This is a genomic window from Stieleria mannarensis (genome assembly GCF_014154935.1).
GTDB lineage: Bacteria > Planctomycetota > Planctomycetia > Pirellulales > Pirellulaceae > Stieleria > Stieleria mannarensis.
The window spans coordinates 47,207-62,401 of sequence record NZ_JACEHH010000053.1 but is presented as its reverse complement, the minus strand read 5'-3'; the positions used below and the strand labels follow the sequence as shown (position 1 = coordinate 62,401).

Below are 15,195 nucleotides of genomic sequence, written 5' to 3'. Positions count from 1 at the left end.
CCCGTGGGGGTTTATCCCGAATCCAACGGCGTCAAAATTCTCGGCGTTGATTTTCGGGGGGAATGTTTGGTAAGTCCGGGGGGCCGGTTGTGATTGCCCCCGAAACGCGTTCTGGAATCGTGGAAATGCTTGGTGAATCTTTGTCGCCGCCAGAAAAAGATCAGCTCGCTGAATTGATGCGGTTGGATCGGTTTCGCTTGAAGATGTTCTATTGGGATTTGCCGACGCCGGCGATCGTTGACTTGGCGGGGGAATACGACGCTCAATTGCTCGACCAGGGCGATCCGCTGGGAACGTTCCTGACGCGAACGCTGTTCGGGTCCAAGGGACCCTGGCTGGGCAAGGCGTTTCGACCGATTTCGGACACTTGCGGCGAAGGCTACAACGCGTTCGGAAGCGTGGAAGATCGCAAGGCGCTGTTGCCAATGGACACGTCGATCGATCATTCATTGATCGTCCCCGGGTATTCGTTCATTCTGGATTACCGCAACAAGAATTGGGGACCGATCCGTTGGCTGCGAGGGGAAGTGCGACGCGTCAGCGAATCGGTGTTCTTGGGGATGGGGACGTTCGGGCCGAGGCGTCGGAACCTACACAAGTTCCGACGTGTGATCCCCTTTGTGATGGTCCATTGCGATCGACCGTACTTGAACCTTGCGCCACAACCACCAATGAAACGCGCCGGCTAGATGCCCAATGCCAGCGGAAAGCGTCAGCGAGCGGCCCGCGGAATTCACTCCGCCGTCGGCGTGGGCCACTCGCTCACGCGTCGTGCTGGCAGTGAGTCGTGCTGGCAGGGGTGGGGGGGCGGCATGGCGGTGGGGCGTGCGGCTTTGGACCAGGGGGCTACAATGCGGGCTCGGTCGATTCGTCCCCTAGGCTTTCGAGGGCTTTGCGTTGCGTCTTTCAGTCTACATTTTCAGCTTGTGTGTTTGGAGTTTGGGCGTCCACGCGGTACTGCCGTCGCTTGCGGCAACCGAACCTGGTGTCTCGACGCGCAGCCGGACTATCAATCAACGCATCGATCTCCACTGGACCGACGCGACACACTTCACTTTCACCGAACAGCTACCCGATGGCGGCGTCACCGTCCGCTCGGTTGATGCGGCGACCGGGGAGATCCACTCGGTCGACCAGAATTCCATCGCCAGCGACGCCAAGGTGCTTCGTGGCGGGCCGCTGCCGCGTTCCGAGCCGTCGGCATTGGAGACGAGCGTCGAATTCGTGAACGAATCGGACACGACGGTCGCGTTGTACTGGATTGAGCCCAACGGAAACCTTCGGCAATATGGTCAGCTCGCACCCGGCCAAGCACGTTCCCAACACACGTTCGCCGGCCATGCTTGGGCAGTCAAATCGAATGACGACCGTTTCTTTGGCAGCACGATCGCCCAGTCGCCGCCCACCGTCGCTCGCATCAAAACCGAATTTGAATCCCCCCAACCGATTTCCAAGCCGCGTCGCCGTCGCGGGCGGCCGGACCGAGCCATGGGATCGGTGCCTTCACCCGATGGCGCATCCGCGTTCCAGCGATCGCCGGCGGGATTGCGATTGAAAATCGCAGACGCAGACGAACCGCGTTGGGTCGACTTGGACTTCGGAGCCGTCGACGGCCACGAGATTGCGTCGCCGTCTTGGTCGCCCGACGGAACGGTCCTCGCCGCGTGGAAAGTCCAACGCAACGAGCCGCCGGAAACGGTGACCATCGAATCGTCACCGGCCGGTGGCGGGCGTGCCAAGGTCCAAGCCCGGCCGTATCGATTACCGGGCGACAAATACGACGAATATGAACTGTTTGTGTTCGATGCCGCATCCGGCGAGCGTCTCGAAACCGACTTGCCGCGGATCGATTTCGGCCGTCCTCGAGTCCATTGGTTCGGGGAACACAATCTCGCGATCGAAAAAGTCGATCGGGGGCACCAGCGCGTGCGACTATTTGTAATCAACCCCATCGACCAAACAAAACGGACGGTCGTGGATGAAACGTCAACGACGTTCATCTGGTCGACACACGGTCCCCACGTGCCGATGTTCACCTACCTGGAAAAGACCGATGAAGTGATTTATGCGAGCGAGCGCAGCGGGTATCGGCATCTGTATTTGGTGGATTTGGGGGACGCGGTTGGTGGAGAAACGGAGGAGAAGAATACAGACCAAGACGAGCCCTCCCCTCGCTTCGCTCGACCCTCCCAGGGGGAGAGTAATTTCACGATCGACAACACTCTTCGCGCCATCACGTCGGGGGATTGGCTGGTGCGTGAGATCGTGCGGATCGACGAGGACGCTCGGACGCTGGATTTATTGGTGGGTGAGTTTCATGACGACCAGGATCCGTATCACCGGCACCTTGTCCGAGTCGGATTTGATGGCGAGGGTTTGGTGGCAATCACGGAATCCGACGGTGACCACTCGGTGCAGTTTTCACCCGATGGGCGATTCGTCGTCGCAACGCACAGTCGCGTCGACTCGCCGCCGGTTCATGAGTTGCGCCGCGCCGATGACGGTTCGTTGGTGACGGAGTTGCTGCGTGCCGAACGGGTTGGCAAGGACGCATCAGAATGGTCAGCCCCGAAGATCTTTCACGCGGCGGGGCGAGACGGCCAGACGCAGATTTGGGGCAACCTATATTTCCCCGCGGACTTTGACCCGAGTCTGACAGACCACTATCCCGTGATCGAGGCGATTTACGCCGGCCCGCACGATTCACATGTTCCCAAACGCTACTCGCACTCGGCACGCTACAAGGAGTTGACCGATTTGGGATTCGTCGTCGTGCAGATCGACGGCATGGGGACGGCCAACCGCTCCAAGGCGTTTCATGATGTGTGTTGGCACAATCTGAAGGACGCTGGGTTCCCGGACCGGATCGCTTGGATGAAGGCCGCAGAAAAGGAATTCCCGGCGATCGACTTGTCACGCGTGGGGATTTTTGGGACATCTGCCGGCGGCCAAAATGCGTGTGGAGCGTTGCTGTTTCACGGTGAGTTTTACAAGGCCGCGTATGCTTCGTGTGGCTGCCATGACAACCGCATGGACAAGGCGTCTTGGAACGAGCAATGGATGGGCTATCCGGTCGGCGATCACTATGTGCGCAACAGCAATCTTGAGAACGCGGAACGACTGCGGGGCGACCTGTTTTTGGTGGTCGGGGAATTGGACAGCAATGTGCCACCGGAATCGACGTATCGGTTGGTCGACGCGCTGGTCAAGGCGGACAAGGATTTTGAATTCTTGATGATCCCCGGGATGGGGCACAGCGATGGGGGGACGTATGGTCGTCGGCGAATGCGGGCGTTTTTTGTGGAGAAGTTGCGGCCCAGGGCAAAATAGTCGGCCCCATGGCAGCGGGAAGCGTGAGCCAATCGAGGTATGAATCGAGAAAATTAAAGTTTGACGGTTGGGTAGCCGATACTAACGGGGAAACCCCCAATCCCCCAAGCTGCTTCTCGAAAATGGTGCGATGCGTTGGAACCTTGCCTATCGCACTCTTCTTCATGACCGTGGCAAACTGATTGCCGGCCTAGTCGGCGTGATCTTTTCGGTCGTGTTGGTGAACCTCCAGGGCGGATTGTTCTTTGGACTGATCAACAAGGCCAGCCTGCTGGTTGATCGCAGCAACGCCGACATCTGGATCGGTCATCGGGGCATGCACAACGTCGACTTTCCGCACGGGATTCCCGAACGGTTTCGATTTGTGGTGGCCGGCGTTGAAGGCGTCGCCGAAGTCGAACCGATTCGAATCGGATTTGGTGAAATCTCCTTGCCCGACGGCAGATTCGAAGACTGTGTCATCGTCGGAGTCACCGAAGGCACTGACTTGGGACGCGCCTACGAAGTGCTGGAAGGCCAGGAAGATGCGCTCCAATACCCGGATGGAATTGTGGTGGATCGTTGTGACGACGCCAAACTCGTGCACCCTGAGATCGGGGAAATCCGAGAGATCAACGGACGACGTGTTCGGGTGATGGGGAAGTCCGAAGGAATCTTGAGTTTCCTGGTTTCTCCCTATGTCTTCATGTCCTACGACCAAGCCGTCGAACTCTCCACGGAAGACCCTCAAAACGCGTCGTACTTGTTGGTCCGCACAGAAAATGATTCCGACCCAGGCCAAATCTGTCGCCAGATCGAATCGCTGTTGCCCGACGTGTCGGCAATGCCCGCCGGTCGCTACGGTCGCGTCAGTATTCACTTTTGGATGACACGGGCGGGATTGGGTGTGAGCTTTGGTGCCGCGGCGATGCTAGGCCTATTGGTCGGACTGGTGATGGTCGGGCAAACGTTGTACGCCATGGTGCTGGACCGGATTAGCGAATACGCGACGCTGCGGGCGATCGGCTTGAGCGAACGTGAACTGCTGTGCATCCTCGGCCTTCAATCTGCTCTAGTTGCAACGATCGGCATCGCCATCGGGATGGTGATCACCGTCATCTTGAAAACCTCGCTCAGCACGCCCCGCGTGACGATCGAAATCCCCTTGATGTTGTACGTCGGATGTGGGGTCTTGATCTTCGCGATTTGCTTGTTCGCCGCCGGTTTGCCTTACTTGCGTGTCCGACGCATCGATCCCCACACCGCGTTGCAGTCATGACCACCACCAACCCCAACCCCAACACGCCTGGCCCGGTCGCCATTCCCGTCACGGGGCTGGGTCAACGTGAGCACGCGAATCAACTGAAATCGTCGTCTGCGCCGACGCAACCCGCGTTGGAAGCCAAAGCGATTGCGAAATCCTATGTCATCGGCGGCCAAGCTCGCCCGGTGCTCGACGGAATCGACTTTCACGTCGATCCGGGGGAATGCGTGTTTCTGGCTGGTCCGTCGGGAAGCGGGAAAACCACGCTGCTGTCGATCCTGGGGCTACTGTTGACATCAGATTCCGGACAGCTGTTTTTGAAAGATCGACGTGTCGACGGATTGAACGAAGTCGAACGCACGCTGGTGCGACGCCAGCGGATCGGATTCGTTTTCCAACGCTTTCAACTGATCAACGGACTGACGGCGGAAGACAACGTCGCCATCCCGCTAACCATGGACGGGATGCCGATGCGAGAGGCTCGCGACCGTGCCGGCGACCTGTTGTGCCGAATGGGCCTGCAAGATCACTGCAAGGCGTTGCCGACGTCGATGAGTCCCGGGCAATGCCAGCGAGTGGCATTGGCTCGCGCGGTGATCAATGAACCGGAGCTAATCCTGGCCGACGAGCCGACGGCGGCGCTCGACGGAAAATCGGGCAAGGCCGTGATGGAGTTGCTGCACCAATTAACCAAAGAGTTCGCCAGCTCGACCGTCGTCGTGACCCATGATCCTCGGATCTACGAGTACGCCGATCGCATCTGCGAGATGGAAAACGGGAGATTCAAATGAGACAGCTGTTTCTTGCTGGAGCATTCGCGGCGCTGGGGACCGGACTCTTGATCATCGCCGACCAGCACCAACGGGCCAGCTCCCGGCCGGCATCGCTGCCCGAGAAGGCGGAACCCGTGATCGCCAAGTCGTCGGTGCATGCCGCCGGTCGAATCGAAGGGACGACGGAAAACGTCTTGATTCGGCCCCAATTCCCCGGCCGAATCGAATCGGTCTTCGTGGCCCGTGGGACGCGTGTCGAAAAAGGCCAGGTGCTGTTTCAACTGGAAACACGTCGCTATGAAGCGCAACGAGACCTCGCCTCGGCGACCTTGTCGGCGGCACGAGCGAAACGAATGCGACTGGTCGCCGGTGCGCGGGAAAGTGAAATCGAAGCGGCCAAGCAAGAGATGATCGCCGCACAAGCACGCTATGACAGTTCCAAATCCCGATTCGATCGGGCGAGCAAATTGTTCTCTCGCAACGCGCTCAGCTCCCAAGGCCTGGAAGATTATCGCGCCGATCACGATGCCAACCTGGCGTTGCTGCAGGCAGCTCACCAGCGTTACGAAACGATCAAAGCCGATCCGCGTCTTGCAGACCTGATGGCCGCCGACGCCGAGATCGCTTCCGCCCAAGCCCAACTGCAGATGGCCGAGATCGATCTGCAGCGCTGTTCCGTCGTTTCGCCGTCCCCCGCCGTCGTGTTGGCGGTGGATATCAACCCCGGCGAATGGATCAGCCCCGAGATGCCCGATGCGGCGATTGAACTTTCCAACACCGAGCGTTTGCGAGTCGTCGCCGATGTGGACGAACGCGACGCGTTGACGGTGACCCTGGGGCAGACGTGTGAGGTCACCGCCGATGCGTTGCCGGGCCAGCATTTCTCGGGTGTCGTGGTCGAAATCGAACCGAGAATGGAACCGAAGAAGATCTATGGCGGCTGGGCGGGCGAACGCAATGAGACGCACACCCGGCGCGTTTGGATCGATCTGCGGACTGAGGTGACGCTGCCAGTCGGATTGCCGGTTGAGGTGATGATTCGATAGGTGACGGTCCGCTCGCAATGCCAGCACGACGCGTGAGCGAGTGGCACACGTCGGCGGCGGAGGGAGACTCGAGGGCCGCTCGCTTACGCTTCCCGCTGGCATTTGCGGCGTTACGGCAACTTCGGCAGATCGGGTTCTTGGAAACCGAAATAGATCGCTCCGTCTTGGCGGTAGTTGCTCGGCGTCAGCCGATGGTAGGTCTGCGATCGGGAGCGTGCCGACGACCAGCGGACTGACCAGCGCGGTCGTCGCTCGTCGATCCAGGGCAGCGACTGGGCGGCCAGCTCTTCCATCATGTACACCGACGTGTTGCCGGCCAAATCGGAAACATACAACACCGGATCACTCAGCGTCGGCGCGCCGACATAGGCGTTGTCTTCTCCGCGAAGCTTCAAGTAGGGCCGCTCGTTGGCGAGTGATTCCACGCCGATGATCTCCACGTGCGGCTGGCCTTCTTCGACCAAGAACACACACTGATTGGCTTCACGTTCGATCGGAATCGGAAAGATTCCGTCGGGGCCGAGCCGCATCCGGAGCATGCCGCGTGGGATTTCGGCGGTGACATTCCACAGTGACAATTGGATCGGGCTGGCGACGACCGTCGGGCGTCGCAGCGCCCCCGAAGTGTCGATCATGCGACCGCTGATGGCCAGCAAGCCATTCTTCCAGACCAATTGCAACGCGGCGGCATAGTCCATTTGGATCAGCGTTGCTTCGCCGCGCACAATGGCATTGTCCAGCTGAATCGCAACTAATGGTAGCGCGTTTTCGTTGGGGTTGAGAACTCGGCCCGGCAAGGTTTCCGAATCCGGCAGTGCTTTGGGGTCGGTGATGATCTGGAAAAACGACACGCCGTCATGGATCGCTTTGTTGACCAACGTGAACGTGCAGTTTTGAAAGCGTGTCAATCGATTGTCGTTGACCACGAACATCGAACCGCCGTCGACCTGCTCTTGGGCCAGTTCCCAATGAAAGTCCAGATTGCGGAACTGGGTGCGATTGTTCCCGATGTTCAACATTTCGCTACGGCCGATCGCCAACGTGTCGGTGGAGACCATGCGGATGGCCGTTCGCCCCACCGTCGATTCGAACACCATGTTGTCTTGGGGGATCGTCAGCGGACCGGTGACCAATTCGGCGGTGGCCAATTCCACGCGTCCGACGCCGAACCGCATCGCCAGATCGATCGCGTCGGACAAGGTTGAAACCAAGATCGCGCCATCGGTATCCCGATCCACTTGGTCGACACGCATCGAAAGAGCCAGCAGACTCGGTGACACCACGCGGACGGATTGGGGTGGCGGTAATTCAGCGGGCGTAACGGGGCGAGTCGGCGACACATCGGACGCCGATCCGGCTTGTTCGTTGATCCGATTCATCTCTGGATTTCCCGCACCGATCACGGATCCCGCCGCGGCCAAACTGCCGGCCGCGGACGCCGACATTCCGGACACCGTTGAATCCAACTCCGTGTCCGCAGCCGCACTGCCGGTTGCCAAAGAGTTATTGTCGGTCGATGGCGACAACGGTTCGTCACCGCTTCCGAGCGTTTCGGGGAGAGGCAATCGGGCGGTGAAGCTAGGCGGCCGAGCGGCGGCTTCGGAGACATCATCAAGAGTCATGTCGGGGTCCGACGTCGATGGATCGATCGTGTCGCGGTTGACGCCATCGGCTTGGCCGGTCGAGTCGTTGGATCCTGGCGTCTGGGAGCTTCCCGTCGGCGTGTTGCCGTCGGAAAACGTTCCCGCATCGGAGCCGGCCCCGCCATCGGAAATCGGGGCATCGCCGGAGGTCGACGGTTGGGGCACCGAAGGGACGAGCGGCGGAGACAGCGAGGACGGTCGGGCCGTCCCCGTGCGACTCATCGAGGCCGGGCGATTGATGACGAACGCATCACGGGTCGCCGTCGACTGAAGTTCTAAATAGCCGCCGATCATCAAAATCAACAACGCCACGATCATCCATGGCAGATGCAGTTGCAGTCGTTGCAGGCCTTCGTTGCCCGAGGGAAGCGTGACGACCGCGTTGGATTGCGCCCGCTTCAATTGGAATCGATACGCCAATTCGCTCAAGTCGGCCAGCAGGTCCCGCGCGTTTTGATAACGCGCCTGAGGATCTTTGGCCATCATCCGGTGCATCACCGCGATCGCTTCGTCGGGCAGATCCGGACGCAGCACCTTGGGGTTGGGCAACGGTGCATTGCCGTGGCTGATCAGTTTTTGCAGCATCGTGCCGCCGGTGTAAGGCGCTTCACCGGTGACCATGAAATAGAACGTGCAACCGAGTGAATAAAGATCGCTGCGGATGTCGGCATCGCGCGGATCAAACGCTTGCTCCGGCGAAATATAATCAAACGTCCCCAGCGTCACGCCGCTGGCGGTCATGTCTTCACTGAGCTCCAAATTGTCGCTTCGCGCCAGCCCCATGTCGACCAACTTGACCGAACCGTCCTCGGACACCAGAACGTTCGAGGGTTTGATGTCGCGGTGGACGATCCCCCGCTGGGACGCATGATCGAGTGCTTCGGCGACCTGCGAGGTGAAGACAACGGCGTCATCGAGCGACAGGGCACCGTGGTGGTCGACCAAGTCACGGACGTTGGTCCCGTTGATGTATTCAAAGACGATGTAGTGCCAGTCGTCGTAGTTGCCGGCGTCGAAGACCCGCGCGATCCGTGGGTGATCCAACTTCGCCGCGTTCTGGGCTTCGTTTCGGAATCGCCGCTGCAACTCGGGATCGTTCCCGACGAACGGGATCACCTTGAGTGCGACGATTCGGTCGAGCCGTTGATCGTGGGCGCGAAAGACGGCGCCCATGCCGCCCCCGCCGATCAGGGCTTCGAGGAAGTATTGATTCAGCTGCTCACCGACCAGCACTTTGGCGATGTCGGCCGGGGTGCGTCCGCTGCCGGTGTTCTTTCGCTCTCCCGCCGCGGCGACCTGGCGGATCACGGTTTTGGCTTCTTCCAGCCCCGGCGCGAAGTCGGCCTCGACCGCCTCCGAGTCGGTTTGCCGGGCCGATCGGCTCTTGGGAGACTGCCGCACCGCGAACACTTCGTCGGTCGTCCGCTCCAGCTCCACGGGGCCGCGCCCCCCTTCGCCCGACGGCTCGGGCGCGCGGTGGACGGTTGAATCGCTAGCCGTTGGTTCTTGGTTTTCCATCGCCAGAGAGTTGAAGAGCACGCCCATCAAGTTGACGCGTAACTGGCCCGCACCCAAGAAAATCCGTCATTCTGCTCGCACCGGCCTAGCTCGAATCCTACTCGTGGACCCGGAATCGGTCAACGAAATCGGGGCCTGCAAGGGCTGGGAGCGGGCGTGCTGTGCCGGATGCGCCGGTCGCGCGTGAGTTGGGAGTTGGGAGTTGGGAGTTGGGAGTTGGGAGTTGGGAGTTGGGAGTTGGGAGTTGGGAGTTGGGAGCTGGGAGTTGGGAGTTGGGAGCTGGGAGCTGGGAGCTGGGAGTTGGGAGCTGGGAGCTGGGAGCTGGGAGCTGGAAGTTGGGAGCTGGGAGAACCCGTGGGCCGCTCGCTGACGCTTGCCGCTGGCATTTTCTTTGCTCACTCGCCGGGCTGGCGGGGTGTCCAGTCCGGGTTGACCAGATGGGGTGGTCGCTCGCCGCGGCAGGCGGCCAGGCAGTTTTCGATCGCCAATTCGCCCATCCGCGTGCGGGTCTGGACGGTGGCGCTGCCCAGGTGGGGGGCGAGCACCACATTGGGCAACTGCATCAATTCGGGATGCACCTTCGGCTCGTGCTCAAAAACATCCAGCCCGGCCCGTGCGATTTTCCCTTCGCGGAGCGCCTCGACCAACGCCGCTTCATCGACCACCGCGCCACGCGCCGTGTTGATCAACGTGGCCGTCGACTTCATCCGTTCCAACTGCGGCTTCGCGATCAGATGCTTGGTCTGGTCGGAAAGCGCGACGTGGACAGATACGAAATCCGACTCGCCCAACAAGTCATCCAGTGTCCGGTATTCCACGCCGAGCTCACGTTCTTCGGCGGCCGACAGTCGGGTGCGATTCCAGTAGCGGACGCGCATGTCAAACGCCAGCGCCCGCTTGGCCATCGCCTTGGCAATCCGTCCAAATCCGACCATCCCGATCGTTGCTCCGGTCACTTCGGCGCCGAGCATTTGCAACGGATCCCAGCCGGTCCACTGACCGGAACGAACCAAGTGGTCTCCTTCGGTGACCCGCCGGGCCGACGCCATCAACAGCGCCCACGCCATGTCGGCGGTGCAATCGGTCAACACTCCCGGCGTGTTCGTGACCGCAACATTTCGCCGGTTCGCGGCATCGATGTCGATGTTGTTGTAGCCGACCGCGTAGTTCGACACGACCTTCAGATTCCCAGCGGCATCCAAAACGTCCGCATCAATCCGATCGGTCAACACACAAATCAGCCCGTCGACGTCACGCACGCCTTCGATCAATTCCTCTCGCGTCAGCGCACGATCCAAGTCGCCGTGACAAAGATGCGTCTCCGCCCCCAACCGTTCCATCGAATCGGGCGGAAGTCGCCGCGTTAACAAGACCTTCGGAGGTTTCATTTCAGGTTTCAGGTTATCCGACATTTTCTTGTCTTACTCTCGTTCATTTTTCTGCCCTCTCCCCCAAACCTACTTTGTCGCCGTATAGGCGTACCGATTGCCTGCGCCGTCAAACAACCCCGCCGTATTCCAAGGTTGGATCAGCTCTCGCATTCGGCGCACCACTTCATTGTCATCCGCGTCAGAACCGACCAATTCGGCACAGCGACCGACCGCCGCGACAAATCGCTGATCGTCGGCTTGCCACAGTTTGCTCGGCTCTTCACCACCACCGATCCGTTCTTCACAGGCGATGGCGGCGGCAAAGTAGACCATACAGGAAGCGGCGAATCGCCGAAACGAGGGCATCGCTCGATAGCCCATCGCGACCATCTGGTCCAAATGCATCGCCTCGGCAAGAATCGACTCGCGGTAACGATGGACAAACCCGCCACGTTCCGGCGTGAGAAGAACGTCGGCCAATCGTCCCACGCCGGCCAGTGCATGGGCGATCCCGGTGCTGTGCAGCGGATCGATCGCAACCGCCGTCGTCGGCATCATCACACAATTCTCTGCGATGACGGGGTCGTACAAGCGTTGCACACGGCCGATGGAACGGATCTCCGAATCCGGCGCCACGATCTCGCTGTCTCGCATGATTTGATGCAGCGTCGGGTAACCACGGAAACGGTTTTCCAAAATCTGGACGGCTTGATCAACGGTGTTGCGACTGGTCGATGTATCGGCGGGGATCGGCGAGGTGATGCCGACGCTGGTGATGCCGTTGTTCAATCGCAGCATCCACACCCAACCCTGGTCGATCAAATGGTGTTGGGCTGCGGCATCAGCATCAAAGGGATCCCAGGCTCGCTGGTCGCCATGAATTGAGTTGAACAAATTCGCATAGGAATCGACGCCACGAAAATGAGCGAACGCCGCACAGGTTCTTGTCCGCAGACGCGCCGTCAACGGAGCGACGCCCAGCAATCGCGCCGACACCGCGGCCTGTCCAGACGCATCGACCACCATCGCGGCGGCGATGTCGTCCCCCGAGGCGAACCCGATGCGTGCGTCTCCCACCGCGGACAGATCCAGCGCCGTCACGGCGACGCCCTCCTGCGCGACCGCTCCGGCTTCGACCGCTTTGCCAAACAAGTACGCATCGACCTCGCTGCGATACCAATGCGTGTCGCTCTTGGAATCGCTGGGGCTGGCCGCAACGATCATCGAACGTTCGCCCCGATAGGATTCAACGCTCCCAGTTCGGTGATCGAAGTAGCTGAAGCCTCGCTTCATCCCACACGCCAACTCGGGAAACGATTGTCGCCAGTTTCCGTAGGCGGAAAGAGTTTCCAAATCCGGAAAACCGTAACACTGGCCAAGACGCCGGAGCAACAAGTCGGCGATCGGCGTCGAAGATTCTCCGATCGCGAATCTTGGATGGGTCGCGGCATCCAGCAGGGCCACGCGTCGGCCGCGGGACGCCAGGATTCGGGCCAGAATCGAACCGGAGAACCCCGAACCGATGATGGCCACATCGAATCGTCCCTCCATCACCGACTCGCTTTCTGATCAAGGATGGCGGATTGGAACCGATCTAGCATTCGGCGTCGTGGCTCACTCAATCGGTCTCGGTCGACGTCCCACAGATCGACCGACAGACATGCGGTCGTTCCTAGATCCGCCAGCGATTCATCGTACAAATCGGCCAGGTGCTCCAGTTCTATCTTTGGCAAGGAATCCGCCATGCCGTTCCATCCATGACCGGATCGCGCCGGAATCAAGCTGATGTGACGCGCGCCCGATTGGATCGCATGACGGACCGACAGCCGTGCCCAACGGAGTGATTCTTTCACCGACAGCTGTGGTGCGCCGACGATCAGAAACACGCGGAGATCGATCTGGCGCAAGCGTAAGAACGACGCGTAGCGATCGAAATCATCGCGTGACATCTGCTTTCGCAATCGATTCAAGATCCTGGGCTGGACGGTTTCCAATCCCACCGCGACTTCAAGCGTGCCGGAAACAAGATCACGAAAAGCTTCATGACGCCGAGCGCCGAATCGAGGGTGGTTTTCGATGATCACACGGTCGAAGCCGGCGCAAAGTTGTCCGATTTGTGCGTAGTCCTGCGGCGGTATACTGGAGGGATCGAAGAAATTGCCGCTGTTGTACAACTTGATCCAATTGGACGATTCCAGTCGAGTCTGGGCGTGGCGAATTTGATCGGGAATCGCGCCGGGCTGTGACGGCCCGGGCAACGTGTTTCGATGCAGATCACACATCGAGCAACCGACCGGACATCGGCTGGCGGTCAAAAAGACGGTCGCGACCGTGGCGATCGATCGCTGACCGTGAACGTCGCGCGCCGGTTCGCGCTCGTTTAAAAAGGCGTAGGGACGGCTGGGATCGAGGACTGCGGACAAGCGGCTTGTGAAAAGGCGGGCGTGTGGAAAAACAAACAGGCGGCGAGGCGAACGGGTGACGACGAAGCAAGCGATTGAAGAATGCCTGAATTGTAACGCACGGATCCACGCCCGCGTCACCGAGTGCCCCTGGTGCGGTCAAACGCGCGAAATCCCCGACGCGACGCCGGTTCGTAAGCGACTGTCGTTGGGAGCGTTGATCACGATCTTGACTCTGGCCGCGCTGTTGATGTGGCTGATGTCGCTAACCGGTCGCGACGTCTGATTGCGTTGGCGGGAGTCCGCAGAGGGATGGCAGAATGATTCGGGGCAGAATGATGAAATGTCCACAGGCTGGCGCAGACGGCTGATCGAAGGGGCGCCCCTGCCCGCGCTACGCTCGACTGTATTGTTGATGGATTCAGTTGCTCTTGTTCCGCGTGTCATCAAAGATCACTACGCTTCGTTCGCCAACGGCGATCTACATCTTAGCCTGGGGTGAGACCGGATGAGCCCCAGCGAATCCGGGCGTAACCCCAGGTCCACGCACACCAAGAAACCTCCCCCCTTTCGATCGGCCGGCGGCAAAGCCGCCGGCCGATCGAAAGGGGGGGAGAAGATGGGCTTTCTTTCCTGGGGTTGCGGTCACTTCGCTGCGCTCGTTCCCTGACCCCAGGCTATGGATGTGTATGCCCTTTGGGCAAGTGCTGCGGAAGAATTCTGCAGATATTGAAACAGCCTTCTGGGCAAACAAAGTCCCCAAGGGAGGTTCTCTCTCTCCTGGCGTCGATGCCCCGGGCGTGTTCCTACTCTCGCCGATCATTCAGTCGGTCCTACAGGGGCCCGTTGAAACTGTCATATCCGGAACGTCCGGGCGAGCCGTTGTGACGTGACCGCCGGGGAGTGCTTGGTGGGCAATTCTGTCAGGAAAACAAGGGAAGGCGATGCCGGCAGGACGATAGCCATTTCTGCACGAAAGACCACGGATCAATGATCCGAGGGACTCGTGAAGCAAACGCTGCAAAACCAAACGGTAGTGTCGGCGAGTGATGATCGAAATAGCAAGACACGATCTGGCAAGTGCTCACCGGCACGGGTCACCACCACCACCGATTCAGCAGCCGAAGCGCTGGCAAGACCCTTCCAAATCTAATTCATGGAGAATCACGATGCGTCGTGTAATCGTTCCTGCTTTGTTGGCCGTCGCTCTGGTCGCAAGCACTTCGTCAAACGCAAGCGCGTTTGGCCTGTTGGACAAACTTTGTAAGAGCAGCTGTGACAGCTGCTGTGCAGAACCCGCTTGTGGCTGCGAAGTCGCTTGCGAGCCTGCCTGCGGATGTGAAGTGGCCGTTCCGTGTGGATGTGCTGCCGAGCCGATGTGTGGCTGCGAAGTCGTTGATCCCTGCGGCTGCGACAGCGGCTGTGCACCGCGTGGCGGCCTGCTCGCCAAACTGTTCGGCAAGCACCGCGGATGCGGATGCGACGCCGGATGCTGCGACGTCGAGCCGGCTTGCGGTTGCGAAGTTGCTGCTCCTTGCGGATGTGCCGCTGAACCGGCTTGCGGATGCGAAGTCGCTGCCCCGACGTGCGGTTGCGAAGTCCCCGCTTGCGACAGCTGCTGTGCCCCCAAGAAAAGCCACTTCGGCCTGCTGAAGAAGCTGTTCAGCAAGAAGAGCTGCTGCGGATGCGACTCCGGTTGTGCCGCTGAGCCGACTTGCGGTTGCGAAATCATCGAGCCGGCTTGCGGATGCGAAGTCGCTGCTCCTTGCGGATGCAACTGAGACTGAACTGAGAGATGCCGAGGATCGGGACGACATTCCTCAAGGAGTTCCCGCCAAGCACCCTGCTCCAACCGGCTGACTAGGAAACG

Annotated in this window: 10 protein-coding genes; 6 read left to right on the top strand and 4 right to left on the bottom strand. The window is 60.0% G+C overall.

Annotated features, from left to right (window positions below; translation table 11 throughout):
- Window positions 1-125: 125 nt before the first annotated feature.
- The 5 genes from H1B37_RS26990 to H1B37_RS26970 all read left to right on the top strand — a co-directional run bounded on the left by H1B37_RS26990 (window position 126) and on the right by H1B37_RS26970 (window position 6,392).
- Window positions 126-689 carry a hypothetical protein gene (locus tag H1B37_RS26990; protein ID WP_182870390.1) on the top strand — a complete coding sequence of 188 codons (564 nt, stop codon included), beginning with the start codon at window positions 126-128 and terminating at the stop codon, window positions 687-689.
- Window positions 690-897: 208 nt separating this feature from the next.
- Window positions 898-3,330, top strand: a complete 2,433-nt coding sequence (locus H1B37_RS26985; RefSeq protein WP_182870389.1) for a prolyl oligopeptidase family serine peptidase — start codon at window positions 898-900, stop codon at window positions 3,328-3,330.
- A 130-nt stretch (window positions 3,331-3,460) separates the two neighbouring features.
- Window positions 3,461-4,588 (top strand): ABC transporter permease, encoded by a 1,128-nt coding sequence (locus H1B37_RS26980; RefSeq protein WP_182870388.1) that lies wholly within the window; start codon window positions 3,461-3,463, stop codon window positions 4,586-4,588.
- Entirely contained in the window at window positions 4,585-5,364 is a 780-nt protein-coding gene (locus H1B37_RS26975) for an ABC transporter ATP-binding protein (RefSeq protein WP_182870387.1), read from the top strand. The genes H1B37_RS26980 and H1B37_RS26975 overlap by 4 nt, the downstream gene beginning before the upstream one ends.
- Window positions 5,361-6,392, top strand: coding sequence for an HlyD family secretion protein (locus H1B37_RS26970; protein WP_182870386.1), 1,032 nt, complete (start codon window positions 5,361-5,363; stop codon window positions 6,390-6,392). Before H1B37_RS26975 ends, H1B37_RS26970 begins: the two co-directional genes overlap by 4 nt.
- A 110-nt stretch (window positions 6,393-6,502) precedes the next feature.
- On the opposite strand, the gene H1B37_RS26965 is transcribed toward H1B37_RS26970, so the two are convergent.
- The 4 genes from H1B37_RS26965 to H1B37_RS26950 form a co-directional block, all read right to left on the bottom strand.
- On the bottom strand, window positions 6,503-9,574 hold the full coding sequence (locus H1B37_RS26965) for a serine/threonine-protein kinase (protein WP_353620932.1): 3,072 nt from the start codon (window positions 9,572-9,574) through the stop codon (window positions 6,503-6,505).
- 374 nt (window positions 9,575-9,948) lie between these two features.
- Window positions 9,949-10,941, bottom strand: a complete 993-nt coding sequence (locus H1B37_RS26960) for a 2-hydroxyacid dehydrogenase (protein ID WP_182870385.1) — start codon at window positions 10,939-10,941, stop codon at window positions 9,949-9,951.
- A 69-nt stretch (window positions 10,942-11,010) separates the two neighbouring features.
- Window positions 11,011-12,474, bottom strand: coding sequence for an NAD(P)/FAD-dependent oxidoreductase (locus H1B37_RS26955; protein WP_182870384.1), 1,464 nt, complete (start codon window positions 12,472-12,474; stop codon window positions 11,011-11,013).
- On the bottom strand, window positions 12,474-13,346 hold the full coding sequence (locus tag H1B37_RS26950) for a hypothetical protein (RefSeq protein WP_182870383.1): 873 nt from the start codon (window positions 13,344-13,346) through the stop codon (window positions 12,474-12,476). Before H1B37_RS26950 ends, H1B37_RS26955 begins: the two co-directional genes overlap by 1 nt.
- A 55-nt stretch (window positions 13,347-13,401) precedes the next feature.
- Between H1B37_RS26950 and H1B37_RS26945 the strand changes: the two genes are divergently transcribed.
- A complete protein-coding gene (locus H1B37_RS26945) occupies window positions 13,402-13,611 on the top strand; it encodes a hypothetical protein (protein WP_182870382.1) in 210 nt (69 codons plus the stop codon).
- Window positions 13,612-15,195 lie beyond the last annotated feature (1,584 nt).